This is a genomic window from Frondihabitans sp. 4ASC-45 (genome assembly GCF_049472575.1).
Lineage (GTDB): Bacteria > Actinomycetota > Actinomycetes > Actinomycetales > Microbacteriaceae > Frondihabitans.
Genome location: NZ_JBCEBN010000004.1, coordinates 147,839 through 171,834, shown reverse-complemented (window position 1 = coordinate 171,834; position 23,996 = coordinate 147,839). Strand labels below are relative to the sequence as shown.

The following is a 23,996-nucleotide window of genomic DNA, read 5'->3' as shown; positions in this document are numbered from 1 at the left end:
TCACCTCCTGAAAGGCCCTCCTTGGCTCCCGAAACATCCACCCGACCGCTCGCTCTGATCACGGGTGCATCCCGAGGCATCGGCAAGGTGCTCGCGCTCAAGCTGGCGGCGCGCGGCGTCGATGTCGTTGTCACCTACAAGAAGAACGCTGACCTCGCCGACGAGACCCTGCGCGAGATCCGCGCCCTCGGGGCCGACGGCATCACGGTGCAGCTCGATGTCGAGCAGCCCGAGTCGATCGAGGCGCTCTTCGCGACCGTCACCGAGAAGTACGGCAAGCTCGACATGTTCATCGCCAGCGCGGCGGCCTCGGCGTTCAAGCCGGTCGCCGAGCTCAAGCTGCACCACCTCGATCGCAACTACGCGACGAACATCCGGTCGTTCGTGCTCGGCGCCCAGGCGGCGGCCGCGATCATGCCCGACGGCGGACGCATTGTCGCGATCACGAGCTACGGCTCGCTCCGCGCGTTCCCGACCTACGCCTCGCTCGGAGCCGCCAAGGCCGCCAACGAGGCGTACGTGAAGTTCATGGCCACCGAGTTCGGCCCCCGGGGCATCACGGTCAACGCCGTCAACGGTGGGCTCATCGACACCGACTCGCTCGACTACTTCTACAACTCGGTTCCGGGCATGGCACCGATCGAGACGGTGCTCGAGAAGATTCCGTTGCAGCGCAAGGGCACGGCCGACGAGGTCGCCGACGCGGTCGACTTCCTCCTCTCCGAGAAGGCCGGTTACATCACCGGCCAGACCCTCTCCGTCGACGGCGGCCTGACCGTCGTAGCGCCGCCGTTCTGGGCCGACACCACGAGCCCGCTGCGCGAGGCCGTGCTCGGGTCGACCGTCGACGGCGATGCCTCCGGTGCTGCCGACGTCTCCTGAGTCGGAGCTCCTCGGCGTCACGATGACGCCGTGGTCGCTGGGCTCCCTCCGTCTGCCGCACCGCGTCGTCATGGGAAGCATGCACACGGGGCTCGAGGTGCGCGACGACGGCGGTGCCGCTCTGGCGGCGTTCTACCGCGAGCGCGTCGCGGGCGGGGTAGCGCTCATCATCACGGGTGGTCTCGCCGTGAACGCGGAGGCTCGTGGCGGGGCCGACTACGCCGTCCTCGGCGAGTCCGCCGCCGATGCGCGGTTCGCCCGCGCGGTGCAGGCCGTGCACGACGCCGGGGGAGCGATCTCGGCACAGCTCTTCCACGCCGGTCGGTACGCCCTCACCGAGGGCCTCGTCGACGAGGGGGGAGCGCCCGCGCACGCCGTCGCTCCGTCGGCTGTCGCCTGGCGAGGCGCCCGCGGGGCTGTGCCGGTTGCGCTCGACGAGCGTGGGATCCTGCGCACCATCTCGTCGTTCGCCGACGCCGCGCGCACAGCGCAGCGTCTCGGCTTCGATGCCGTCGAGATCATGGCGTCCGAGGGCTATCTCATCAACCAGTTCTGCTCGCCGATCACGAATCTGCGCGACGACGAGTGGGGTGGCGATGCCACACGTCGTCGACGGTTTGCCGTCGAGGTCGTCCGCGCGGTGCGAGACGCCGTGGGGCCGGAGTTCCCGGTGAGCATCCGCGTCTCGGGCGACGACCTCATGCCCGATTCGTCGACCCCGTCCGACGTCGACGCGCTGGTGCTCGAAGTCGTCGAGGCCGGTGTCGACGCCGTCAGCGTCGGGGTCGGCTGGCACGAGTCCCGCGTTCCGACGGTGCAGGCGGCGGTGCCCCATGGCGTCTGGGTTCCATACGCCGAACGACTCGCCGCGGTGGTCCGGTCGTCCGGCCGGCCCGAGGTGGCCGTCATCGCGAGCAACCGGCTGACCGACCTCCGTGACGCCGAGGACGTCCTCGTTCGCGGCGTCGTCGATGCGGTCGCCCTCGCGCGGCCTTTCCTGGCTGACCCCGACATCGTGCAGAAGAGCGCCGACCGACGCTTCGATCTGGTGACGACCTGCATCGGCTGTAACCAGGCGTGCATCGATCGCTCCCTGTTCGGAGAGGCCGTGTCGTGCCTCGTGAACCCCCGTGCCGCGCGCGAGCTGGAGTTTCCGCGTGTTCCGTCTCGGTCGCGTCGACGGGTCGCCGTCGTCGGAGCAGGGCCCGCGGGTCTCGCGTCCGCTGTGGATCTCGCCCGACGCGGAAACGACGTCGTGGTCTTCGAGGAGCGCGCGGGTCTCGGCGGTCAGTTCGATCTGGCCGCGTCGATTCCCGGTAAGGAGGACTACGCGGGCCCCGTGCGTTCGTGGCGCGCCGAACTCGACCAGCTCGGCGCTCGAATCGAGACCGGTCGCCGGGTCGACGCCTCCGATCTTGTCGCGTTCAACCACGTCGTCGTCGCCACGGGCGTGCGTCCTCGTGTGCTCGATCTGCCCGGAATCGACCTCCCGCACGTCCTCTCGTACGAGCGCGCGCTTCGAGAGGGGGTGCCGGCAGGAACGGTTGCTCTGATCGGCTCGGGTGGCATCGCCATCGACACCGCGACCTTCCTGGTCGAGTCAGGTCAGGAGTCAATCCGCGCGGAATCGTTCGTCCGCGAGAACGGATTGCCGGCTGACGGCGTGCGCGGATCCTCGGCCCCTCACCGTCGTGACGCGACGCGCCCGCACCCGACCCGCTCGGGATCCTCCGTGTCGATCGTCTCGCGCTCCGAGCGCTTCGGGCGGGGGATCGGCCCCACATCGCGCTGGGTCGCCGTCGGCCGGCTGCGGCAGGCGGGTGTCCGCTTCGTTACGGATGCCCAATACCGAAGGATCCGGCCCGGCGCCCTCGAAGTCGAGGCCGACGGCGGGGTTCTCGTCAGCATCCCCGCCGATACGGTCATCGTCTGCGCCGGCCAGGAGTCGCGCGGCGACCTCGCCGTGGAGCTCGACGTCGCGGGCATCGCTCACACCGTGATCGGGGGAGCTCTAGATGCGCGCGCTGTCGATGCCGTGCGCGCGACCGCGGAGGGTCTGGCTGCGTCTCGACTGGTCTCTCCCTAGCGCGATTCGGCGACGGGTCCGAGCCGCCGTGCAGGAGTCGCGACACCAGGGCGACACGGCCGCGGCAAAGATTCGCCAGAACGTTGCCGGTCTGCAACAATGAGAGGTCGAGTCCGCGGCACCCGACCCTCTAATCAGGTGTCAGTGCGACTTCATCAGAGCTTTCGAGCCGAGTGTGCCCCCACGCTCACGGCTAGCAACTCGCCCCAAAAAGAAATTCCTACAGGAGAATTGTGGCTGTCAAGATCCGTCTGAAGCGTCTCGGTAAGATGCGCGCTCCCTACTACCGCATCGTCGTTGCCGACTCGCGCACCAAGCGCGATGGTCGTGTCATCGAAGAGATCGGTAAGTACCACCCCACCGAAGAGCCCTCGTTCATCGAGGTCGACTCCGAGCGTGCACAGTACTGGCTCGGCGTTGGCGCTCAGCCGACCGAGCAGGTCGCTGCGCTCCTCAAGCTGACCGGCGACTGGGGTCAGTTCAAGGGCGACAAGAACGCCGTCAGCACTGTCAAGACCAAGGTCGCGAAAGAGGCCTTCGTCGCTGACGAGAAGAAGAAGCCCGTGCTGAAGCCCAAGGCTGAGAAGCCGGCCGAGGCCCCCAAGGCCGAGGCTCCCGCCGCCGACGAGTCCGCAGAGACGACCGAGGCGTAGTCAGTGCTCGCACCTGCACTCACACACCTCGTCCGGGGGATCGTCGATCACCCGGACGAGGTGCAGGTGGTCTCCAAGGCTTCCCCGCGCGGCGACGTGCTCGAAGTCCGAGTCCACCCCGAAGACCTCGGACGCGTCATCGGACGCTCCGGGCGCACCGCCAAGGCGCTTCGCACTCTCGTCACGGCTCTCGCCGACGGGAAGCGCGTTCGCGTCGATGTCGTCGACACCGATTCCTGAATCGGTGGCAGACGACACGAACACCCGAGTCGACGCGCCGTCCCCCGAGGGGACGCGTCTGCGCGTCGGCCGCCTCACCAAGGCCCACGGCCTCAAGGGGGGGCTGAAACTCGAACTCTTCACCGACGCTCCTGAAAAGCGCTTCGTCCCCGGCGCCGTCTTCGCACTCCAAGTGCCGACCGACAGTCCCTGGCACGGCAAGACGCTCGAGCTCGGCGAACTGCGCTGGTACAACTCCCACCCCGTGGGCTTTTTCACCGGCATCTCCGACCGCAGCGCGGCCGAAACCCTCGCCAAGGCCATCCTGTGGGTCGAGCACGAGGGGCTCGAGGTCAGCGACGAACCCGACGCCTGGTTCGATCACCAGCTGGTCGGTCTCTCCGTCGTCCGCGACGGCCGCGAGGTGGGCACGATCGCCCGCGTCGATCACTTGCCGGCACAAGACCTGCTCGCAGTCGAGACGCCGTCCGGCGAGGTGCTCGTGCCCTTCGTGAGCGCCATCGTCCCCTCGGTCGATCTGGCCTCGCGCACGATCACCGTCACGCCGCCGCTCGGTCTCTTCGAGGAGCTCGTCGACGATGCCGCCGAGAGCGACGCGGAGGCTGGCGCGGAACGCGACGAGACCGCTCCGGTGACCGCGTCGGATCCTGACGTCGCCGCCTCTGAAGACCAGAAGTAGCTCCGTGCGGATCGACATCGTCACGATCTTCCCGGAGTTCTTCGGAGTGCTCGACGTCTCGCTTCTCGGCAAGGCCCGTCAGCAGAAGCTGCTCGACGCCAGGGTCCACGACCTCCGCGACTTCACGCACGACCGGCACCGCACCGTCGACGACACCCCGTACGGCGGCGGCGCCGGCATGGTCATGAAGCCCGAACCATGGGGTGAAGCCCTCGACGCCCTGCTCGGTGACGCGGAGCCCGGCACCGTCATGGTGGTGCCCTCACCGGCCGGCACGCCTTTCACACAGGCACAGGCACGCGAACTGGCGTTCGCGCCTCGGCTGGTCTTCACGTGCGGCCGCTACGAGGGCATCGATCAGCGCGTCATCGATCACGCGCGCACCCGACCCAATGTCGAGGTGCGCGAGATCAGCCTGGGCGACTACGTCTTGAACGGCGGCGAGGTCGCCACAATGGCGATGGTCGAAGCCATCGGACGCCTCGTGCCCGGCGTCGTCGGCAACCCCGAGAGCCTGACCGAAGAGAGCCACGAAGACGGCCTCCTCGAATACCCGAGCTACACGAAGCCCTCGACGTGGCGCGGGCACGAGGTGCCGCCCATTCTGCTGAGCGGCAACCACGGCGCCATCGCGACCTGGCGTCACGAGCAGCAGGTCGAGCGCACCCGCAGGGTTCGGCCCGACCTTCTCGGCGAGGCGTCCGACTAGGGCGTCGAACCGGCTACGTACACGCAGGGCGCGACAGCGAAGGATCCGGCTATCCCCGCGCGGTCAGAACGAGCGGGCCCTCTGGCGTGATCGCCACCGTGTGCTCGACGTGGGCCGCTCGCGAGCCATCGGCGCTCTTGATCGTCCAGCCGTCGGCGTCGGTGTAGATCTCGTCGGTGCTCTGCATGAGCCACGGCTCGATCGCGATGACGAGGCCCGGCCGAAGCGGGAACCCGCGGCCCGCTCGCCCGTCGTTAGCGATGTGAGGGTCGCCGTGCATCTCGGTGCCGACGCCGTGTCCGCCGAACTGCAGGTTGACCGCGTAGCCGGCTGCGCGAGCGACGTCGCCGATCGCGGCAGAGATGTCTCCGATGCGCCCGCCGGGCTGGGCCGCGGCGATGCCGGCCGCGAGGGCCTGCTCGCAGGCGTCGATGAGGGCTCGGTCTTCGGCGGTCTCGTCGCCGCCGACGACGATGCTGAGGGCACTGTCGGCCACCCAGCCGTCGACCTTCGCTGCGAAGTCGAGGCTCAGCAGATCACCCTTCTGCAGGCGGTAGTCGAACGGGAGTCCGTGCAGCACGGCGTCGTTGACCGAGGTGCAGATGACCTTGCCGAACGGCATCGCACCGAACGAGGGGTGGTAGTCGATGTAGCAGCTCTCCGCTCGTGCCGCCGTGATCATGCGGTGGGCGAGCGCGTCGAGCTCGAGAAGGTTGGTGCCGGGCGTCGCGGCTTCGCGTGTGGCCTCGAGCACCGAGGCGACGAACCGCCCGGCCGGTCGCATGGCGTCTACTTCTCCGGGTGTTCGCAGATCGATCATGGAGCCATTCTTCACTGTCCGTGCATAGTCTTCACTGCATGTGGGTTCGTCGAGGTCTTTACCGTGCTCTGTGGGTGGCGGCAATCGTGCTGCCGGCGTGGGTTCTGCTCGCTCGCGTGTTCTTCGGTGCCCCTCTCGGCTACCAGTTCGTCGCACAGATCGTGCTCGTCCCGATCCTCTTCGTGGTGCAGGCCGTCGCCATCGCCCTGGTGTCTCTCCGACGCGACAACCGCACTCGTCGCGCCGTCTCGTGGATCGATGCGGGGCTCCTGACGCTCACCTGGCTTGGCCAGTTGGGCATCGGCTTCTTCCTGGTCGACTCGACTTCGTCGCGGACAGCGGGTTCTGCGTTCAGCGCCCTGGTCGGCAACGACGCGGTGGCCCTGTCGACCGCACTTTCTGCCGCGTCGATCGTCGTCACGATCGCGGCCGGGGCCGCACTCCTGGTCGCAAGCATCTGGCAGTCGATCCGGGCGGCCCGAGACGGCTTCCGCTCCACGCTGGCCGAGATGGAGCGGGTGGTACAGGGCGGAACACCAGGATCCAGCCCGACGTCACCCGGATCCTTCGCAGCCGATCCCGAACACACGATCCGCATCGCCCCCCGCGCGTAGCGCCGGGCGTGTCGCCTGTGGCACAATGGCTGATTGTGCCCGCGCACGACTCTGCCACAGGGGAGTCTGCCATTACGAGGCACGAACACTCTTCGAAATGCGCCGGTCGGCAACGAGTTCGACTCGATCGACAGGCGCCCCGAAACCGCGATCGACCTGTGGCGGTTGCAGAGAGCGAATCATCATGAGCCACATCCTCGACAGTCTGGATGCCGCGTCGCTTCGCAGCGATGTCCCCGACTTCCGCGCCGGCGACACCGTCAAGGTCCACGTCAACATCATCGAGGGCACGCGCTCGCGCGTCCAGGTGTTCCAGGGCGTCGTCATCGGCCGCCAGGGCGACAGCGTCCGCGAGACCTTCACCGTTCGTAAGGTCAGCTTCCAGGTCGGCGTCGAGCGCACGTTCCCCGTGCACTCGCCGGTCATCGACCACATCGAGCTCGTCAGCCGTGGCGACGTGCGCCGCGCGAAGCTGTACTACCTGCGCGAACTCCGTGGCAAGAAGGCAAAGATCAAAGAGAAGCGCGACAACTAGTCCGCGCCTCCCGGTGGCAGGGCTGACACGCTCAGCACTCTCGCCGCTTCCGAGCTCCCCGTCCAGTACCATTTGGCGGGGAGCTCTGGTGGTTAAATGACAGATGACAGCACGTTCATGGGTAGGTTGCGTCGAGGCATGCAGCTCCCGTCGGTGACGCCCGACAGCGAGGCCGTTCGCGGTCGCCGTCGCTCAGACGACGATCCCGCCGACACGGGTGGTCGCAAGAAGCGTCGTGGCGGTGCCGGGCGGTTTCTCCGCGACATCGTCATCATCTTCCTCGTCGCCCTGCTGATCTCCTTTCTGATCAAGACGTTCCTGGTGCGCTCGTTCTACATCCCGTCCGAATCGATGCAGAACACCCTGCAGGTGAACGACCGCATCATCGTCAACGAGCTCGTGCCGCGAGTCACTCCGATCAAGCGCGGCGACGTGGTCGTGTTCAAAGACCCGGGCGGATGGCTCGGGTCCACCGACCAGGTGTCGTCGACCACCGGCAACCCGGTCATCGACGGATTCCAGTGGGCGCTCACCCAGGTCGGGCTCGGCACGCAAGACAGCGACGACCACCTCATCAAGCGGGTCATCGGCCTGCCGGGCGACAAGGTCGCCTGCTGCAACGACTTCGGCCAGACGACCGTGAACGGTGTTCCGCTCGACGAGAAGGCCTACACGAAGCTTCCGGCCGGTGTGACCAAAGAATCGAAAGACGATTTCAGCGTGACGGTTCCGGCCGACTCGCTCTGGGTCGAGGGCGACAACCGCTACAACTCCGCCGACAGCCGTCTTCAGACCGGAACGCCGTCGAAGGGCTTCGTGCCCGAGTCCGACGTCGTGGGTCGCGCCTTCGTCATCACCTGGCCGGTCAGTCGCTGGACGTGGCTCGACGACTACCAGAGCGTCTTCCGCGGCACCGACAAATCGACACAGTGATGGAACGCATCCGATTGATTCCGGGCTGCTGCTGATGGTGGTCGCCGATCCGACCCTCGACTTCGAGCGGTCACTGCACGCCGAGGGCGTCACCTGGGTCGTGGGCTGTGACGAGGTAGGCCGCGGCGCCATCGCCGGGCCGGTCGCGGTCGGCATGAGCGCGGTGATCGCCGCGTGCGATCCGCACCCCGCTGGCCTTCGCGACAGCAAGATGCTCAGCGAGAAGCGTCGCGAATCGATGTATCCGCTGGCCGTCGATTGGTCGCATGCGTCGGCAGTCGGGTTGGCAGAGCCCGGCGAAGTCGACGAGTTCGGCATCATCGCCGCTCTGGGGATCGCCGGAAAACGCGCGCTCGTCCAATTGCACGAGCAGGGCGTCGGGATCCTCGATTCCGTCGTGGTGCTCGACGGCAACCACGACTACCTGTCGTCCGCACTGACGCATCCGCCGCGCATCACCACTCGAATCAAGGCGGATCGCGACTGCGCCTCGGTCGCCGCCGCCTCGGTGATCGCCAAGGTGCACCGCGATCGCATGATGATCGACTTCGACACCCTGCATCCCGGCTACGGCTGGGCCGGCAACAAGGGCTACGGCTCGGCGACGCACTACGAGGCGCTCCAGGCCCTCGGGCCGTCTCCGCTGCACCGGCTGACCTGGCTGCACTGACGCGGCTGCGCTGACGCGGCTGCGCTTACGTGGCTGCGCTGACCCGGCTTCGCTGACCCTGCTGAGGCCGGATCTTCCGCGCCGGCGACGAGACGCTCGGCTCTCCTGCGCCGATGCGGCGACGCTCGGCTCCCCAGTGGTCGCGGGTAAGATGACTCCTCGATGGACGACGACGATTTCGAAGACTACGACCGCGAGGTCGAGCTCGCTCTCTACCGCGAATATCGTGACGTCGTGTCGCAGTTCCGGTACGTGATCGAGACCGAGCGACGCTTCTACCTCGCCAACGAGGTCGAGTTGTTGCGCCGCGACACCGAGCACGACTTCTACTTCGAGCTGACCATGAGCGACGTCTGGGTGTGGGATGTCTACCGCTCCGACCGGTTCGTGAAGTCGGTGCGGGTGCTGACCTTTAAAGACGTCAACGTCGAAGAGCTCACGACGCGCGATCTCGAACTGCCCAAAGAGCTCGCGCTCGACGAGTAGCCGGGCCTCGTCTCCCCAGGCGGTCGACCGCCTCGAGTTCTCCCCAGTCTGACGACTCCTCCGTCTGAGACGGCGCCGTTTCGCGATCCTCAAAGCAGGAGGTCGTGATGACGAAAAAGAACACGAATCAAGAAGTCGGTGCCCTCGGCGAGGAGGCGGCTGCCGTGCATCTCGCTGAGCGGGGCTACCGGATCCTCGATCGCAATTGGCGATGCCCCGAGGGTGAGGTCGACATCGTCGCCGAAGACGACGACTACGTGGTCGTGGTGGAGGTGAAGACGCGCACGGGCCACGCGGCGGGGCATCCGTTCGAGGCGGTGACGCCCGCGAAAGTGCAGCGGCTACGACGCCTGGCGCTCGCCTGGGCTCACGGCAACCCGCGTTCCGGCCAGCGGCTGCGGGTCGACGTGGTCGCGGTCACCCTCGAGGCTGATGCCTCGACGCGACCCGTCATCGAGCACCTCGAGAACGTCGCGTGACCGTCGCACGCACCGAGGCGGTCGCCCTCGTCGGAGTGGGTGGACAGCTCGTCGAAGTCGAGGCCGATATCAGCGACGGTCTGCCGGGGTTCGTCTTGATCGGACTGCCCGACACGTCGCTCGGCGAAGCCCGCGACCGGGTGCGAGCCGCTGCAGCGAACTCGGGCTGCGCGTTGCCGCCGCGCAAACTGACGGTCAACCTCTCGCCGGCCGCACTGCCGAAACAGGGCGCGTCGTTCGACCTGGCGATCGCCGTCGCCGCACTTGCGGCATCCGATCTGGTCGACCGCCAGTCGATCGACCGGGTCGTCCACATCGGAGAGCTCGGGCTCGACGGGCGACTCCGGCCGGTGTCGGGTGTCCTGCCCGCCGTACTCGGCGCTGTCCGCGCCGGCGCCGAACGCGTGATGGTCCCGACGGCCAATGCGGCCGAGGCGACACTCGTGCCCGGGGTCAGGGTGGTCGGCGTCGCAAGTCTTCGAGAGGCGGCGATCTGGCACGGCGGCGACTTCACGCCCGAGGAGGTCGAGCCGCTGACGCTCCCGGCGGCCGTCCCGCGACCGGAGAGCGAGCTCGACCTGGGGGAGGTGATCGGTAACCGGGCGGCCGTCGAGGGTCTCGTCGTCGCCGCGGCGGGCGGGCACCACACGATGATGGTCGGGCCGCCCGGGTCGGGCAAGAGCATGCTGGCGGCGCGGCTGCCCGGTCTTCTGCCCGACCTCGACATCGAATCGGCCCTCGAGGTGTCGTCGATCCGCTCGCTCTGCGGCCTGCCCCTCGGTGGCGAGTTGGAGCGGCGCCCGCCTTTCGAAAGCCCGCATCACTCCTGTAGTGCCACGGCTCTCGTGGGTGGCGGAAGCGGTGTGCTGCGACCGGGCGCCGTGTCGAGGGCGTCGCGCGGGGTTCTCTTTCTCGACGAGGCACCCGAGTTTCCGGCCCACGTGCTCGACGGGCTCCGTCAGCCCCTCGAGTCCGGCGAGATCCAGCTCCAACGCACCGCCGTCGGTGCCGTGTTTCCGGCGCGATTCCAGCTCGTGCTCGCAGCAAACCCCTGTGGCTGCGGGCAGTACGGCAGTCGCGACGTCCCTTGCGAGTGCACTCCGTTCGCCAGGCGGCGGTACCTCACGCGGGTGTCCGGGCCGCTCGTCGACCGCATCGACATCCACCTGAGGCTCATGCGGATCGACGCGGCGCAGTTTCACCTCGCGACCGACGGCGCGGTGCCCACGACCAGCACGGCCGAGGCCCGTGTCCGGGTCGAACGGGCTCGAGAGCGAGCCGCCGTTCGGCTGGCGTCGACACCCTGGCGCCTCAACTCGGAGGTACCGGGTGCGTGGTTGCGCGCTGAAGCCCAGCGCCTGGCCGCCTCAGACACCGCCGACATGGACCGCGCCCTCGAAGGCGGCACCCTCACCATGCGGGGCTACGACCGCGTGTTGCGCCTCGCCTGGACGCTCGCCGACCTCGACGCCCAGGACCGCCCGGATGCCGGTCACGTCGGAGCGGCTCTCGCGCTCCGGAGGCCGCGGTGATCCCGAGCCTCGGCGAAATCGGCGATGCCGAGGTCGCCGCCCTCCTCGGGGGTGTGGGTCGAGACCGCACCGAGACTGCTGGCGACGACTTCGCCTCGGTTGTCTGGTCGTGCCTTGTCGAACCGGGCGATTTGGTGGGCGGGGTGCTCCGAGCGGCCTTCGGGCCCTCGGGGGCCCTCGATGTCCTCCGCCGCGACGGCCCCGACGTGGTTCGAGCGCTGGTGGAAGCAGGATTCGGCACGGAGGGTCTCGACATCCCCGCGGCGAAAGCCCGCTGGGCTCCGCGGCTCAACCCGGTCGCGATCCGCTCTGCCCTTCGCGCCGCGAGCATCGCGGGGGCGCGGCTGCTACTCCCGGGCGATCCGGCTTGGCCGACGAGCCTCGATGAGCTGGGGCTGCACGCCCCCGCGACGCTCTGGATCCGGGGTGATGCGAGCGCGCTGTCCTCCCGGCCCTCGGTGGCATTGGTGGGATCGAGGGCCTCGTCGAACTACGGGGAGCAGGTCGCCACCGAACTCGGCACAGGGTTGGTGCTCCGCGGGTTCGGCGTGGTGTCGGGAGGCGCCTACGGTATCGACGGGGTAGCTCATCGAGCCGCGCTGGCCTCCAGCGGCCTCACCGTCGCCATCATGGCCGGGGGAGTCGACCGCTTCTATCCGGCAGGGCACCACGATCTTCTCGTGCGCGTGGCCGAGACCGGCGCGGTCGTGTCGGAGGTGCCGTGCGGCACGGTGCCGTCGCGCTGGAGGTTTCTGCAGCGAAATCGCGTGATAGCTGCACTCACGGCAGCGACGGTCGTCGTCGAGGCGGGTCATCGATCGGGCGCGCTCAACACGGCCGGTCACGCGCGGAGCCTCGGGAGGCCCCTGGGTGCGGTGCCGGGGCCGATCACGTCGCCCTCGTCGGCCGGGTGCCATCGATTGCTGCGCGATCCCGAGGTCGTGCTGGTTCAGGGGGTCGACGACATCGTGGGCGCTGCCAGCCCCGACCTGGTCGATACATCTCCCGGCGGTACCGGACGCCGAAGGCCCGCCGCCGAACACCGCGTGCTCGACGCGCTGAGCGGGCGGCAGGCCCGCCACGAAGACCGCATCGAGCGGGAGTCGGGGCTGACGGCGGCCGAGGTGCAGGCGACTCTCGCCGTGCTCGAGCTCGCCGGTCAGGTCGAAGAGCGCGAGCGGGGGTGGGTGCGGCTCGTGAGATGACGAGGCGCCATCCGGGCAACGGGGTGCCGCGCCTCGTCGTCGCCCGGGCGGGCCTACGCTGGCGTCGTGGACGACACACTCGCGCGCGACATCGACGACTTCCGGTCGTGGCTTCGCTCCGCCCGCAGGTTGAGCGAGCACAGCGTGCGCGGGTACGGGGCCGATCTCGCCGACCTGCTCGCTTTCGTCCGCGGCCGACTCGACGAGGATCCGCGCACGGCCGGCCTCGACCTCGAGACCCTGCGCGACTGGCTGTGGGAGTCCACCGACCGTGGCCTCGCCCGCTCCACCATCGCCCGGCGATCGGCCTCCGCCCGCGCCTTCACGCGATGGCTGCACGAGACCGGGCGGGTCGACGTCGATCCGGGCGTCCGGCTCCGAGCGCCGAAGGCGGAGAGTCACCTGCCGCGGGTGCTGACCCGGGACCAAATGGGCGGGATCCTCGACGAGCTGGCCGCCGCAGCCGTCGGTGGCGACGCGACCGCCCTCCGCGACCTCGCCGTCGTCGAGCTGCTCTACGGTGCGGGACTCCGCGTCGGCGAGCTCGTCGGCTGCGACCTCGGCGACGTCGACTTCGAACGGCTCGTCGTGCGCGTGCTCGGAAAGGGAGCGAAGCAGCGCGTCGTCCCCTTCGGAGTGCCGGCGTCGGCCGCTCTCGACGACTACCTCACCCGGGGCCGACCACAGCTCGCAACAGGCGCCCACGCCGATCGTGCAGCACTCTTCGTGGGGCGATCGGGCTCGCGTCTGGGGGCACGGTCGGTCTACGCGCTGGTGGCCCGGATCCTCGAGCCTCTTCCGGGTTCAGGACCGGCGGGGCCGCACGCGCTGAGGCACACGGCCGCGACTCACCTGCTCGACGGCGGGGCCGACCTCCGTGCCGTGCAGGAGCAGCTCGGTCACGCCAGCCTCGGCACGACGCAGATCTACACGCACGTCTCGACCGAACGCTTGCGCGAAAGCTATCGATCGGCGCACCCTCGCGCCTGAAGTCCTCGGGCTACAGGGGCCGTGTCGGCAGGAGAACGGAGCGGCGCAGCTCGCCGAGGAGGAGGAGCGGCGACACGTAGCGGCCGTCGACCCGGGCACCGAGGTGGAAGCAGGGCTCCGACGACGCGCAATGGCCCGGCTCGACCACGCCGATGGGCTGCCCGCGGTCGACGTGCTGACCACGGGCCACCGTCGCGCGCACCGGCTCGAAGCTCGACAGCACTCCGCCCGCGTGTTCGAGCGACAACACCTGCCGATCGACGACGGTTCCGGAGAAGTGCACGACGCCCGCCTCCGGGGCGACGACGACCACGCCCGGCATCGACGCCACGTCGATACCGCGGTGCCCCGGCGACCAGACCGCGCTGGGTGCTTCATACGGTGTGACGACCCGGTGGGGTGGGGGAGACGGCCACGACCAGCGCCCTGCGACCGCACCACCGGGATCCTTCGCGACAACGGTGGCGATAGTCGCTCCGGCAGTCGTGACTGCTAGGACGCGCGAACCCTGCGGTGCTAGGCCGAGAGCGACGGCGATCAGGAGCGCTGCGAGAAGTCGGAGAATCATGCCCCCATGCTCGCGTCAGCGCGACCGCCTCGGCGGGCGTAGGGTCTTTCTGTGCACAACGATTCGTGCACGTCGCATGTGGGGAGGCGGCGGTCACGAGTCGCTGCTTCCTGAATAATCTTGTCGGTCTCGCCGCCCCAGGCTGGATCGACGGCTTGGAAAGTAGAGAACAGTGTCCGACACGACATCCACCACTCCGCCCGGTGAAGCGAAAAAGCTCGAGAGGCGGGTGACGGCCCTCGCTGTCGCCGCGGCCGTCGGCGGGTTCCTCTTCGGATTCGATTCCTCCGTCATCAACGGTGCGGTCGACTCGATCGCTCAGCAATTCGGCATCCCCGCGGCAGCCACCGGCATCACGGTCGCCTCGGCCCTTCTGGGCTGCGCCGTCGGCGCCTATGTCGCGGGCCGTCTCGCCGATCGCTTCGGTCGCATCAAGGTCATGCTCCTCGGGGCGATCCTGTTCTTCGCCTCGTCGATCCTCGCCGGTCTCGCTTTCGCGGTCTGGGACTTCGTGCTGTGGCGCGTCATCGCCGGCATCGGCATCGGCATCGCGTCGGTCATCGCTCCGGCGTACATCTCGGAGGTCTCGCCGAAGGGCATCCGCGGCCGTCTCGGCTCGTTCCAGCAGCTTGCGATCACGCTCGGTATCTTCGCCGCTCTGCTCTCCGATCAGCTTCTCGCGACCGGCGCGGGCAGCGCCTCGGCGATGCTCGGGCCGTTGGAGGCCTGGCGCTGGATGTTCATCGTCGGCGTCGTCCCCGCCGCGGTCTACGGCATCCTCGCTCTGCGTCTTCCCGAGTCGCCTCGCTACCTCGCGGGCGAGGGCCGTCGCGACGAAGCCCGGAGCGTGCTCAGTCAGATCGTCCCGACCGAGACCGTCGAGACCAGCCTCCACGACATCGAAGACGCCATCAACACCGAGGCGAAGCTCGCCAAGAAGTCGAGTGTCCGCGGGCCGGTCGCCGGTCTCCAGGGCATCGTCTGGGTCGGAATCATCCTGGCCGTCCTGCAGCAGTTCGTCGGCATCAACGTGATCTTCTACTACTCGACGACCCTCTGGAAGGCCGTCGGCTTCCAAGAGAGCGACGCATTCCTCATCTCGACGATCACCTCCGTGGTCAACGTCGCCGTCACCTTCGTGGCGATCGCCCTGGTCGACAAGGTGGGCCGTCGTCCGATGCTGCTCGCCGGTTCGATCGGCATGACCATCAGCCTCGCCGCAATGGCCGTCGCGTTCAGCCAGGCCGACATCGTCTCAGGAGACCCGCAGCTCCCCGGTGCCTGGGGCCCCATCGCCCTTGTCGCGGCCAACCTCTTCGTCGTCTCGTTCGGCGCTACCTGGGGCCCGCTCATGTGGGTCCTCCTCGGTGAGATGTTCCCGCCGAGCATCCGTGCGGCCGCCCTCGGCATCGGTTCGACCGCCAACTGGATCGCGAACTTCGTCGTGACCGTCGCGTTCCCCGTCCTGTCGGCGATCAACCTGACTCTCGCGTACAGCATCTTCGCCTTCTTCGCCCTTCTGTCTTTGATCTTCGTGTTCTTCAAGATCAAAGAGACCAAGGGTCGCTCGCTCGAAGAGATGGGCACGGCGGCGGTCGGAGCGAACGCTTAGGATCCCACTGCTCCCGACACACACGGACGCCCTGTTCTCCAGACGGAGACGGGGCGTTGGTGGTGTTACTATTAGCGAGCAGTCTGCTTGCAGGCTGACTTCGCGTGCCCTAGCCGTATGTGCATCAGCACAAGACGCGGCGGCAATTCCACCCATTCGGTCTCTCGACGATCATCACGATCTCGGGGGCGGGTGTGAGGCCGGGCACCAGGCAGAGGCGACCGACCGGTCGTCCATTCAACCGAAAAGACGCGCGTCTTCGCGCGTAGAGAAGGAGAACGGCCATGGCCGTCGTCACCATCCGCCAGCTGCTCGACAGCGGCGTTCACTTCGGACACCAGACCAGGCGCTGGAACCCGAAGGTCAAGCGATTCATCCTCGCGGAGCGCTCCGGCATCCACATCATCGACCTCCAGCAGTCGCTCGGTTACATCGACAAGGCGTACGACTTCGTCAAGGAGACGGTCGCCCACGGCGGCACCATCCTCTTCGTCGGCACCAAGAAGCAGGCTCAGGGGTCCATCTCCGAGCAGGCTATTCGCGTCGGCCAGCCGTTCGTCAACCAGCGCTGGCTCGGCGGTCTCCTGACCAACTTCCAGACGGTCTCAAAGCGCCTCGCTCGCATGAAAGAGCTCGAAGAGATCGACTTCGACGACACGACTCAGGGCTTCACCAAAAAAGAGCTCCTCATCAAGAAGCGCGAGCTCGACAAGCTTCACAAGACTCTCGGCGGTATCCGCAACCTCACGAAGACGCCGTCGGCTCTCTGGGTCGTCGACACCAAGAAAGAGCACCTCGCGATCGACGAGGCCAAGAAGCTCGGCATCCCCGTCATCGGCATCCTCGACACCAACTGCGACCCCGACGAGATCCAGTTCCCGATCCCGGGCAACGACGACGCGATTCGTTCCGTCGGTCTGCTGACGCGCATCGTCGCCGACGCCGCTGCCGAGGGCCTCATTCAGCGTCACCAGAAGCCCGAGGCCGGTGAGACCCCGGTCGAGCCCCTCGCCGAGTGGGAGGCCGAGCTGCTCGCGCAGTCGACCGACGCTCCCGCCGCTGACGCTGCCCCGGCTGCCGCCGACGCAGCCCCCGCTGCCGAGCCGACCGAAGAGAACGACGCCGACGCTCAGGTCGCCGAGAAGGCACTGGGCGAGCCCGTCGCCAACCCGGTCGCCGAGGCCGACCCCGAGGTCGCGAACGCGGTCGACGCCGACGCTGCTGCTGTCGACGCCGCCGCCGACGCCAAGTAACACCCTCCCCGTCGGGATCATCGGGCGTTTCGGCGCCCGGTGATCCCTTCCTCACGATTCAGCCTCTGATCCACGAAAGGTGGGCACATCTATGGCCAACTACTCACTTGCCGATGTCAAGGTGCTTCGCGACCGTCTCGGCGCGGGCATGCTCGACAGCAAGAACGCACTCGTCGAAGCCGACGGCGACCTCGACAAGGCGATCGAGATCCTCCGCGTCAAGGGCCTGAAGGGCGTTGCAAAGCGCGAGGGTCGCACGACGACCGCCGGTCTCGTGACCGCCAAGCCCGGTACCGCCGGCACCGCCACGATCATCGAGCTCGCCAGCGAGACCGACTTCGTTGCGAAGAACACCAAGTTCATCGCTCTGGCCGAGACCGTTCTCGACGCCGTCGCCGCCTCGGGCGCCGACGACGCCGCGACCGGCAACGCTGCCATCCTCGCGGATGACCAGACGGTCGCCGCGTATGTCGACCAGGAGGCCGCCCTTCTCGGTGAGAAGGTCGAACTCCGCACCGTCGCTACCGTGCCGGGCACCGAGTTCGCCATCTACCTCCACAAGACCTCCAAAGATCTGCCTCCGCAGGTCGGCGTGGTCGTCGGGTACACCGGTGGCGATGCCGAGACCGCTCGTTCCATTGCGCAGCACGTGGCCTTCGCTGACCCGAAGTTCATCAGCCGCGACGAGGTTCCGGCCGACGAGGTCGAGCGCGAGCGCGCCATCGTCACCGAGACCGCGAAGAACGAGGGCAAGCCGGAAGCTGCTCTGCCGAAGATCATCGAAGGTCGCCTGACGGGCTTCTTCAAGGAGATCGCCCTTCTCGACCAGGCCTATGCAAAAGACAGCAAGCTGTCCGTGCAGAAGGTCCTCGACGAGGCCGGCATGACCGTTCAGGGCTTCGCCCGGATCAAGGTCGGCGCGTAGCGTCTTGCATGATTGGGGCCTGAGACGATCACTCGTCTCGGGCCCCATTTCTCTGCCCTGATTTCACCGCCCCCATTTCTCGATAACCTGACCTGAGACATCACCAGAGGGAGACCAGCACGATGAAGACACCGAAGATCGCACGCAGGCGGGTCCTCCTGAAACTCTCGGGAGAGTCATTCGGCGGAGGCTCGCTGGGAGTGAATCCCGACGTCGTGAGCGCACTGGCCCGCGAGATCGCCGAGGCCTCTAGCGAGGTCGAGGTCGCGATCGTCGTCGGCGGAGGCAACTTCTTCCGTGGGGCCGAGCTGAGCCAACGCGGCATGGATCGCGGCCGCGCCGACTACATGGGCATGCTGGGCACCGTGATGAACGCCCTCGCCCTGCAAGACTTCCTGGAGCAGACCGGAGCCTCCACAAGGGTCCAGTCGGCCATCTCGATGACGCAGGTCGCCGAGCCCTACATTCCGCGGCGTGCCGCACGCCACCTCGAGAAGGGCCGCATCGTGATCTTCGGTGCCGGCGCCGGGTTGCCCTACTTCTCGACCGATACCGTGTCGGCTCAGCGGGCACTTGAGATCGGTGCCGAAGAGGTGCTCGTCGCGAAGAACGGAGTGGACGGCGTCTATTCGGCCGACCCTCGCCTCGATCCGACCGCTGTCAAGCTCGACCATCTCACCTACCAGGACGCCCTGGTCAAGGGTCTGAAAGTGGTCGACTCGACTGCATTCAGCCTCTGCATGGACAACGGAATGCCGATGCACGTCTTCGGCATGGAGGGCGAGGGCAACGTGGCTCGCGCAATCCGTGGCGAGCGGATCGGAACGCTCGTCAGCAACTGACGGGCTCGGCGCGGCCCCGGTAACCACCGGGGCGGCCCGGGTAAGCTGACGACGAACTAAGGAGCACTGTGGCGATCACCGACGTATTGACCGAGACCAAAGACAAGATGCGCAAGGCGGTCGAGGTCGCGAAAGACGACTTCAACACCGTACGAACCGGACGCATCAACCCGGCGCTGTTCCAGAAGATCCCCGTCGACTACTACGGCACCCCGACGCCGTTGGCTCAGCTCGCCTCGCTGCAGGCGCCTGAGGCACGCACGCTCATCGTGACCCCGTACGACAAGACCGCTCTCAAAGAGATCGAGAAGGCCATCACGACCTTCCCGAACCTCGGCGCGTCTCCGTCGAACGACGGCACCATCATTCGGGTGACCATTCCCGAGCTGACGCAGGATCGCCGCAAAGAGTTCGTGAAGATCGTTCGTGGCAAGGGCGAAGACGCGAAGATCGCCGTCCGCAACATCCGCCGCAAGGCCAAAGACGACCTCGACTCGCAGACCGAGGTCGGCGACGACGAGGTGGCTCGCGCCGAGAAAGAGCTCGAGTCGATCACGAAGGGCTTCGTCGACCAGATCGACGACGCTTTGAAGAAGAAAGAAGCGGAGCTGCTCGAAGTCTGATGGGCACGGCTCCTTCCGATCCTGATCCGTCTGGTTCGTCGAACCAGAAGAGACCCGACTTCGACGAGCGTGCGCACAACGCGCGCCACGAACTCGAGGCTAATCTCCGTGCGCAGCGCGCGCGGCTCGAAGCCAGCAACGAGAAGCTGACGGCGCGCACCGGCCGCAACCTCCCCGCAGCTATCGGCATCGGGGTCGGTCTCGGCGGGTCTGTGCTACTTAGCCTGGTTCTGGTCAAGTGGGTCTTCGTCATCGTCGCGGCCGCGCTGATCTTCTTCATCGTCATCGAGCTGACGAACGCGCTGAGGTCAGCGGGTCGCAAGGTGCCGCGCATCCCGAGCGTGGTCGTGGCGATGGCCGTGGTCGTCGCCTCCTACGTCTGGAAGGCGGAGGGGCAGTGGCTCGTCCTTCTGGGCGGCGTCGTCGTCATCTCCGTCTGGCGGCTTGTCGAACAAGCCCTGCCGTCTCGACGGGCGTCGGCAGCCGACACCGGTCGCGACCTCGCGGCCGGCGCCTTCGTGCAGATCTACACGACGTTCCTCGGATCCTTCCTCGTCCTCCTCACCGCCCAGGAGGGCGGCCAGTGGTGGGCGCTCGGCACACTCATCATCGTCATCGCGGTCGACACGGGCGCGTACGCGACCGGGCTCAATTTCGGCAAGCACAAGATGGCCCCGCGGATCTCGCCCAAGAAGACCTGGGAGGGCTTCGCAGGATCCGCGGCGTCCGCCATGATCGCCGGAGTCTTGATCTCCGTGTTCATGATTCACGAGCCCTGGTGGCTCGGCATCATCCTCGGAGCGGTTCTGACGTTGACCGCCACTGTCGGCGACCTGACGGAGTCGCTGATCAAACGCGATCTGGGCATCAAAGACATCTCGGCCTGGTTGCCCGGCCACGGGGGATTCCTGGATCGACTCGACTCGACTCTGCCGTCGGCGGTAGTCGCGTACGCGCTCTATCTGATCTTCGCTTGACGTCGGATCCTGGGCTCTTCTGCTCTGGGAGTTCGGGCCGGGCTGTTCGTGCGGCACAATGGTCGGCGTGAGTGCGACTTTCCCGAGAGTGACCGGTTCGACCCGCGGCTACGACATCGATCAGGTGGAGGAGTTCTTGAAGCGGGCTAGAGCCGCGTATTCGAGCGACTCCACGACCGTCTCCGAGGCGACCGTCTCGGCCGAGACGATTCGGCACACCGCCTTCGGCATGGTCAAGAAGGGCTACGAGCCCGCGCATGTTGACGCAGCCCTCGAGCGTCTCGAAGACGCCTTCGCCATGAGGGAGCGCGACCGGGTGCTCCGGGCTACGGGCGACGAGACCTGGTTCGCCGAGGCCCGATCGACCGCCGAGGCCATCGTCGCCCGGTTGGAGAGGCCGGAGGGGCGGCGTTTCGACCGTGTCACGTTCCTTTCGGCGGGGTACCACCCCAAAGACGTCGATAGCCTGGTCGAGCGGCTGCAGGGGTATTTCTCGGAGGGGCGCGCGCTGAGCATCGAAGAGGTGCGCACGAGTGTATTCCGCCCGAAACGCGGCGGTTACCGCGAGGGCCAGGTCGACCTGGTGCTCGATTCGGTGATCGATGTGATGCTCGCCGTCCGGTGAGTCGCCCTTGGCGGAGCGTGATCCATCCGTTATAGTTGTCGAACTTATGGGTAGGCACTCCGCAGTTCAGGCATCCGCAGTTCCGTCCTCCGACCGTACGTCGAGGCACGAGCACCGGGCAGTCGTTCCCCGACCTCGCGTTTCCACTCCGGTCCGCCAGGTTCGCCCTGTTGAAGCAGCGGGTGCGTCCTTCGCCGCCCGCCCCGCAGGTCGGCGTCGTACCAGCCAGCGAGTCATCGTTCCCTTGGTCGGTTTCGCGGCCAGCTTCGCGTTCGTCTCGGCCTCTCTGGTGAACCCGCTGTCGGGGGCCGTGGCCGCAACCGCAGCGCCCGTCTCACTCGCGCCGACTGCACCCTCGGCTCAGGTCGCAGCCGGGCAGAGCTACACGGTCGCCTCCGGTGCCACCGTGGCGACGAGTCGCGACGCTTACACCGTCGAGTACACCGCGCCCGTCGTCAAGAAGGCGGCACCCGTGGTGACGGCCGACACGACCGAGACCGACACCGCTACGGCGACCGACTCGTCCGCATCGGCGACACCTGCAGTCACTGCGGCTCCCGCTGCTGCGGCCGCAACGCCCGGTAGCGCCCAAGCGATCGGCGCCGAGCTCGTCGCCGCCCGAGGCTGGGGCACCGACCAGTACAACTGCCTCGTCTCGCTCTGGAACAAGGAGTCGGGTTGGAACGTCTACGCGGCCAACCCGTCCGGTGCCTACGGAATCCCGCAGGCCCTTCCTGGCAGCAAGATGTCGTCCGTCGGCGCCGACTGGCAGACCAACCCGGCCACCCAGATCACCTGGGGCCTGAACTACATCCAGGGTCGCTACGGAAACCCGTGTGGCGCCTGGGCGCACTCGGTCGCCAACAACTGGTACTGAGCGACTCTTCGATCGAGGCCTACTTGCGTCTCGTTCGCTAAGGTTTTATCTATGCCTCGAAGTAACCGACCTCGGCGCCCCCGGGGTCGGGGGGCGGAGATCGAGTCGGAGTCGAGCGACCTCGGCCGGATCCTCTTCGGTGGCCAACAGACCGAGGTCAAGCGGGGGCGCGAGTTCGTCGTCCAGTCGATCTCAGGGGCCTCGTCTCCCAAAGCGTACGTCTGTCCCGGGTGCAGCAAGTCGATCGAACCAGGCACACCCCACGTGGTCGCTTGGCGCGCCGACGGTCTCTTCGGCGCCGAGAGCGACCTCGCTGCGCGGCGTCACTGGCACACCCACTGTTGGAGGATCGCGTGACAGAACAGCCGTCCAGATCGAGCATCGACGTTCGCGGCGGAGTCGAGCTTCCGGCGAGACGAAGCGACATCGAGCTGCACACCACCGATGGGCTCACGCTCGTGGGAGAGCTGGCGCTGCCGGTCGATGCTGCACCCTCCGGCACCCTTCTGACCCTGCACCCCCTGCCGACCGCAGGAGGGTTCATGGACTCCCACGTTATTCGCAAAGCCGCCGCTCGTCTCCCGGCCCAGGCCGACATGGCCGTCTTGCGGTTCAACTTCCGTAGCGCCTCGTCGCCCCGGGGTCGTTCCGAAGGGGAATTCGGCGACGGTGAGACCGAACGCTTCGACCTTGCGGCGGCGATCGCCTTCGTCACCGAGCGCGGGCTTCCGACACCGTGGCTGGTTGGCTGGTCGTTCGGCACCGAGGTGGCGCTCAAGCACGGCCTCGAGCATGACATCGCGGGTGCCATTCTTCTTTCGCCACCCCTCGCCCGCACTACCGACGATGAGTTGCGTCGGTGGGCAGGGAGTGGGCGCCGTCTCGTCGCGATCATTCCCGAGTTCGATGACTTCCTCCGCCCCGAGGCAGCCCGTCAACGCTTCGCGGCCGTGCCCGAGACAGAGCTCATCGAAGTCGCGGGCGGCAAGCACCTGTGGGTCGGAGAGAATCAGACCCGGCGCGTGCTTACCGAGATTGTCGATGTCGTCAACCCGACGGCACTCCCTCTCGGCGAGACCTGGTCTTAGAAAGCAGGCCCCTGCCGGAGCGGCCGAACGCGCCTATTTCGTGTTCTGGCGAGGGATGACGACCTCGCGCACGATCAAGAGGACAGCCGCTGCGACGGGAACGGCGATGAGAGCGCCGAGCACGCCCAGCAGAGTGCCGCCGACGAGGGCCGAGATGATCACGATCACGCCCGGAACCTTGACTGCGCGTCGCATCACACGCGGCGCGAGGATGTACGCCTCTACCTGCATGTAGACGAGGTAGTAGATCGCGAGGAAGATCCAGGTCGCGGGGGAGAGGGGAAGGAGCGCTACCTGGGCGAGGACGATGACGGCTGCCGCCCCGACTGTGCCTACCAGCGGGATCAGGGCGCCGATGAACGCGATGAAGGCGAAGAAGGCCGGCAACTGCGCACCCGAGATCGACAGTACGACGAAGCTCAGGATTCCGTTGAGGAGCGCAAGGGCCACCTGCCCGATGACGTAGCGGCCGATCGAGCTCGAGATCTGATCGGAGAGCCGGATGTATTCGGGTCGACTCGAGCGGGGAATCAACTGCGAGACCCCGCGCTTCATGCTGTCGAGCGACGCCATGAAGTAGAGCGTGAGAATCAGGACGATCAGGACCCCGGCGAGGCCGTTCGAGATCGCCACCCCCACCGCGAGCACGCCTCCGCCGATGGCGACGACGTTCTTCGGATCGGTGAGGAAGTCGACGACGGAGTTAAGGCTGTCTTGCACGTCGAAGGCGTCTTTGGGGACGAGCGACTGGAGATTGTCGACGAACTGCTGCGCCGTCACGCTCTGCAGGTAGGTCGAGAGGTTGGTGACGAGCGTCGAGGTCTGCTGCACGATGGTGGGCACGATCGCGAAGACGACGCCGACGAAGGCGAGGAGGACTCCGACCATGACGATGGTGATCGCCAGGGGCCGGGGGACGTGACGGTTCTCGAGCCACCGCACCACCGGGTCGAGCCCGAGGGCGAGGAAGAGGGCGACGCCGACATAGGTGATGATCGTCGACAGCTCACCGAGGGCGGTGCCGATGAGGATCGCCGTCAAGACGCCGAGGCCACCGAGGAGGCCGAGACGGTACGCGTTGGAGATTCTCACG

General features: G+C 67.4%; 28 protein-coding genes. 25 read left to right on the top strand and 3 right to left on the bottom strand.

The window, feature by feature from the left end; genetic code table 11:
* Positions 1 to 21: 21 nt before the first annotated feature.
* From VH571_RS08535 to trmD, 6 genes are all read left to right on the top strand, one after another.
* Positions 22 to 882: an SDR family oxidoreductase gene (locus VH571_RS08535; protein WP_055958809.1), complete on the top strand. Its 861-nt coding sequence runs from the start codon at positions 22 to 24 to the stop codon at positions 880 to 882.
* Complete coding sequence (locus VH571_RS08530; RefSeq protein WP_423264152.1) at positions 854 to 2,968, top strand: FAD-dependent oxidoreductase; 2,115 nt, start codon at positions 854 to 856, stop codon at positions 2,966 to 2,968. Before VH571_RS08535 ends, VH571_RS08530 begins: the two co-directional genes overlap by 29 nt.
* Before the next feature lie 233 nt (positions 2,969 to 3,201).
* Positions 3,202 to 3,621, top strand: coding sequence for a 30S ribosomal protein S16 (rpsP, locus tag VH571_RS08525; protein ID WP_055958806.1), 420 nt, complete (start codon positions 3,202 to 3,204; stop codon positions 3,619 to 3,621).
* 3 nt (positions 3,622 to 3,624) lie between these two features.
* On the top strand, positions 3,625 to 3,861 hold the full coding sequence (locus tag VH571_RS08520; protein ID WP_055958803.1) for an RNA-binding protein: 237 nt from the start codon (positions 3,625 to 3,627) through the stop codon (positions 3,859 to 3,861).
* Positions 3,839 to 4,540, top strand: coding sequence for a ribosome maturation factor RimM (gene rimM, locus VH571_RS08515; protein ID WP_423264151.1), 702 nt, complete (start codon positions 3,839 to 3,841; stop codon positions 4,538 to 4,540). Before VH571_RS08520 ends, rimM begins: the two co-directional genes overlap by 23 nt.
* A gap of 4 nt (positions 4,541 to 4,544) precedes the next feature.
* A complete protein-coding gene (trmD, locus tag VH571_RS08510) occupies positions 4,545 to 5,249 on the top strand; it encodes a tRNA (guanosine(37)-N1)-methyltransferase TrmD (protein WP_423264150.1) in 705 nt (234 codons plus the stop codon).
* Between the two features lie 49 nt (positions 5,250 to 5,298).
* Here the strand turns inward: trmD and map are convergent, their stop codons facing one another.
* Complete coding sequence (gene map / locus VH571_RS08505; protein WP_423264149.1) at positions 5,299 to 6,069, bottom strand: type I methionyl aminopeptidase; 771 nt, start codon at positions 6,067 to 6,069, stop codon at positions 5,299 to 5,301.
* 38 nt (positions 6,070 to 6,107) lie between these two features.
* On the opposite strand from map, the gene VH571_RS08500 reads away from it, so the two are divergent.
* The 9 genes from VH571_RS08500 to VH571_RS08460 all read left to right on the top strand — a co-directional run bounded on the left by VH571_RS08500 (position 6,108) and on the right by VH571_RS08460 (position 13,513).
* On the top strand, positions 6,108 to 6,683 hold the full coding sequence (locus VH571_RS08500; RefSeq protein WP_423264148.1) for a hypothetical protein: 576 nt from the start codon (positions 6,108 to 6,110) through the stop codon (positions 6,681 to 6,683).
* Between the two features lie 184 nt (positions 6,684 to 6,867).
* Positions 6,868 to 7,218, top strand: a complete 351-nt coding sequence (gene rplS / locus VH571_RS08495; RefSeq protein WP_055958791.1) for a 50S ribosomal protein L19 — start codon at positions 6,868 to 6,870, stop codon at positions 7,216 to 7,218.
* Between the two features lie 96 nt (positions 7,219 to 7,314).
* On the top strand, positions 7,315 to 8,151 hold the full coding sequence (gene lepB, locus VH571_RS08490) for a signal peptidase I (protein WP_423264147.1): 837 nt from the start codon (positions 7,315 to 7,317) through the stop codon (positions 8,149 to 8,151).
* A gap of 34 nt (positions 8,152 to 8,185) precedes the next feature.
* On the top strand, positions 8,186 to 8,821 hold the full coding sequence (locus VH571_RS08485; protein ID WP_055958789.1) for a ribonuclease HII: 636 nt from the start codon (positions 8,186 to 8,188) through the stop codon (positions 8,819 to 8,821).
* 162 nt (positions 8,822 to 8,983) lie between these two features.
* Entirely contained in the window at positions 8,984 to 9,307 is a 324-nt protein-coding gene (locus tag VH571_RS08480) for a DUF2469 family protein (protein WP_055958787.1), read from the top strand.
* A gap of 107 nt (positions 9,308 to 9,414) precedes the next feature.
* The gene (locus VH571_RS08475; RefSeq protein WP_423264146.1) at positions 9,415 to 9,786 is read left to right on the top strand and encodes a YraN family protein; all 372 of its coding nucleotides are present in this window, start codon (positions 9,415 to 9,417) and stop codon (positions 9,784 to 9,786) included.
* Complete coding sequence (locus VH571_RS08470) at positions 9,783 to 11,318, top strand: YifB family Mg chelatase-like AAA ATPase (protein ID WP_423264145.1); 1,536 nt, start codon at positions 9,783 to 9,785, stop codon at positions 11,316 to 11,318. The genes VH571_RS08475 and VH571_RS08470 overlap by 4 nt, the downstream gene beginning before the upstream one ends.
* Positions 11,315 to 12,523: a DNA-processing protein DprA gene (dprA, locus tag VH571_RS08465; RefSeq protein ID WP_423264144.1), complete on the top strand. Its 1,209-nt coding sequence runs from the start codon at positions 11,315 to 11,317 to the stop codon at positions 12,521 to 12,523. The genes VH571_RS08470 and dprA overlap by 4 nt, the downstream gene beginning before the upstream one ends.
* A gap of 66 nt (positions 12,524 to 12,589) precedes the next feature.
* Entirely contained in the window at positions 12,590 to 13,513 is a 924-nt protein-coding gene (locus VH571_RS08460) for a tyrosine recombinase XerC (protein WP_423264142.1), read from the top strand.
* Between the two features lie 10 nt (positions 13,514 to 13,523).
* On the opposite strand, the gene VH571_RS08455 is transcribed toward VH571_RS08460, so the two are convergent.
* Positions 13,524 to 14,081 carry a M23 family metallopeptidase gene (locus VH571_RS08455; RefSeq protein WP_423264141.1) on the bottom strand — a complete coding sequence of 186 codons (558 nt, stop codon included), beginning with the start codon at positions 14,079 to 14,081 and terminating at the stop codon, positions 13,524 to 13,526.
* Positions 14,082 to 14,253: 172 nt separating this feature from the next.
* Between VH571_RS08455 and VH571_RS08450 the strand changes: the two genes are divergently transcribed.
* From VH571_RS08450 to VH571_RS08405, 10 genes are all read left to right on the top strand, one after another.
* On the top strand, positions 14,254 to 15,693 hold the full coding sequence (locus VH571_RS08450; RefSeq protein WP_055958746.1) for a sugar porter family MFS transporter: 1,440 nt from the start codon (positions 14,254 to 14,256) through the stop codon (positions 15,691 to 15,693).
* A gap of 284 nt (positions 15,694 to 15,977) precedes the next feature.
* Positions 15,978 to 16,946 carry a 30S ribosomal protein S2 gene (rpsB, locus tag VH571_RS08445; protein WP_423264140.1) on the top strand — a complete coding sequence of 323 codons (969 nt, stop codon included), beginning with the start codon at positions 15,978 to 15,980 and terminating at the stop codon, positions 16,944 to 16,946.
* Positions 16,947 to 17,037: 91 nt separating this feature from the next.
* Positions 17,038 to 17,871: a translation elongation factor Ts gene (gene tsf, locus VH571_RS08440; protein ID WP_055958740.1), complete on the top strand. Its 834-nt coding sequence runs from the start codon at positions 17,038 to 17,040 to the stop codon at positions 17,869 to 17,871.
* Between the two features lie 122 nt (positions 17,872 to 17,993).
* On the top strand, positions 17,994 to 18,713 hold the full coding sequence (gene pyrH / locus VH571_RS08435; RefSeq protein WP_055958737.1) for a UMP kinase: 720 nt from the start codon (positions 17,994 to 17,996) through the stop codon (positions 18,711 to 18,713).
* Positions 18,714 to 18,820: 107 nt separating this feature from the next.
* Positions 18,821 to 19,336 carry a ribosome recycling factor gene (gene frr / locus VH571_RS08430; RefSeq protein ID WP_055961960.1) on the top strand — a complete coding sequence of 172 codons (516 nt, stop codon included), beginning with the start codon at positions 18,821 to 18,823 and terminating at the stop codon, positions 19,334 to 19,336.
* Positions 19,336 to 20,313, top strand: coding sequence for a phosphatidate cytidylyltransferase (locus VH571_RS08425; RefSeq protein ID WP_423264139.1), 978 nt, complete (start codon positions 19,336 to 19,338; stop codon positions 20,311 to 20,313). Before frr ends, VH571_RS08425 begins: the two co-directional genes overlap by 1 nt.
* Positions 20,314 to 20,380: 67 nt before the next feature.
* Positions 20,381 to 20,938, top strand: a complete 558-nt coding sequence (locus VH571_RS08420; protein ID WP_235480919.1) for a DivIVA domain-containing protein — start codon at positions 20,381 to 20,383, stop codon at positions 20,936 to 20,938.
* Between the two features lie 244 nt (positions 20,939 to 21,182).
* Complete coding sequence (locus VH571_RS08415) at positions 21,183 to 21,815, top strand: transglycosylase SLT domain-containing protein (RefSeq protein ID WP_423264138.1); 633 nt, start codon at positions 21,183 to 21,185, stop codon at positions 21,813 to 21,815.
* Between the two features lie 51 nt (positions 21,816 to 21,866).
* Positions 21,867 to 22,172, top strand: coding sequence for a hypothetical protein (locus VH571_RS08410; RefSeq protein ID WP_423264136.1), 306 nt, complete (start codon positions 21,867 to 21,869; stop codon positions 22,170 to 22,172).
* Positions 22,169 to 22,903, top strand: coding sequence for an alpha/beta hydrolase (locus VH571_RS08405; protein ID WP_423264135.1), 735 nt, complete (start codon positions 22,169 to 22,171; stop codon positions 22,901 to 22,903). Before VH571_RS08410 ends, VH571_RS08405 begins: the two co-directional genes overlap by 4 nt.
* Positions 22,904 to 22,936: 33 nt before the next feature.
* Here VH571_RS08405 and VH571_RS08400 read toward each other — a convergent pair whose 3' ends face one another.
* Complete coding sequence (locus tag VH571_RS08400) at positions 22,937 to 23,995, bottom strand: AI-2E family transporter (protein WP_055958725.1); 1,059 nt, start codon at positions 23,993 to 23,995, stop codon at positions 22,937 to 22,939.
* Position 23,996: the final 1 nt, after the last annotated feature.

What these genes read in the sequence shown, in the direction of transcription:
- VH571_RS08530 (WP_423264152.1), top strand. Translation starts at nt 854, where the DNA reads ATGCCTCCGGTGCTGCCGACGTCTCCTGAGTCGGAGCTCCTCGGCGTC.
- rimM (WP_423264151.1), top strand. Translation starts at nt 3,839, where the DNA reads ATGTCGTCGACACCGATTCCTGAATCGGTGGCAGACGACACGAACACC.
- map (WP_423264149.1), bottom strand. Translation starts at nt 6,069, where the DNA reads ATGATCGATCTGCGAACACCCGGAGAAGTAGACGCCATGCGACCGGCC.
- VH571_RS08500 (WP_423264148.1), top strand. Translation starts at nt 6,108, where the DNA reads ATGTGGGTTCGTCGAGGTCTTTACCGTGCTCTGTGGGTGGCGGCAATC.
- rplS (WP_055958791.1), top strand. Translation starts at nt 6,868, where the DNA reads ATGAGCCACATCCTCGACAGTCTGGATGCCGCGTCGCTTCGCAGCGAT.
- lepB (WP_423264147.1), top strand. Translation starts at nt 7,315, where the DNA reads ATGACAGATGACAGCACGTTCATGGGTAGGTTGCGTCGAGGCATGCAG.
- VH571_RS08485 (WP_055958789.1), top strand. Translation starts at nt 8,186, where the DNA reads ATGGTGGTCGCCGATCCGACCCTCGACTTCGAGCGGTCACTGCACGCC.
- VH571_RS08480 (WP_055958787.1), top strand. Translation starts at nt 8,984, where the DNA reads ATGGACGACGACGATTTCGAAGACTACGACCGCGAGGTCGAGCTCGCT.
- VH571_RS08475 (WP_423264146.1), top strand. Translation starts at nt 9,415, where the DNA reads ATGACGAAAAAGAACACGAATCAAGAAGTCGGTGCCCTCGGCGAGGAG.
- VH571_RS08455 (WP_423264141.1), bottom strand. Translation starts at nt 14,081, where the DNA reads ATGATTCTCCGACTTCTCGCAGCGCTCCTGATCGCCGTCGCTCTCGGC.
- rpsB (WP_423264140.1), top strand. Translation starts at nt 15,978, where the DNA reads ATGGCCGTCGTCACCATCCGCCAGCTGCTCGACAGCGGCGTTCACTTC.
- tsf (WP_055958740.1), top strand. Translation starts at nt 17,038, where the DNA reads ATGGCCAACTACTCACTTGCCGATGTCAAGGTGCTTCGCGACCGTCTC.
- pyrH (WP_055958737.1), top strand. Translation starts at nt 17,994, where the DNA reads ATGAAGACACCGAAGATCGCACGCAGGCGGGTCCTCCTGAAACTCTCG.
- frr (WP_055961960.1), top strand. Translation starts at nt 18,821, where the DNA reads ATGCGCAAGGCGGTCGAGGTCGCGAAAGACGACTTCAACACCGTACGA.
- VH571_RS08425 (WP_423264139.1), top strand. Translation starts at nt 19,336, where the DNA reads ATGGGCACGGCTCCTTCCGATCCTGATCCGTCTGGTTCGTCGAACCAG.
- VH571_RS08410 (WP_423264136.1), top strand. Translation starts at nt 21,867, where the DNA reads ATGCCTCGAAGTAACCGACCTCGGCGCCCCCGGGGTCGGGGGGCGGAG.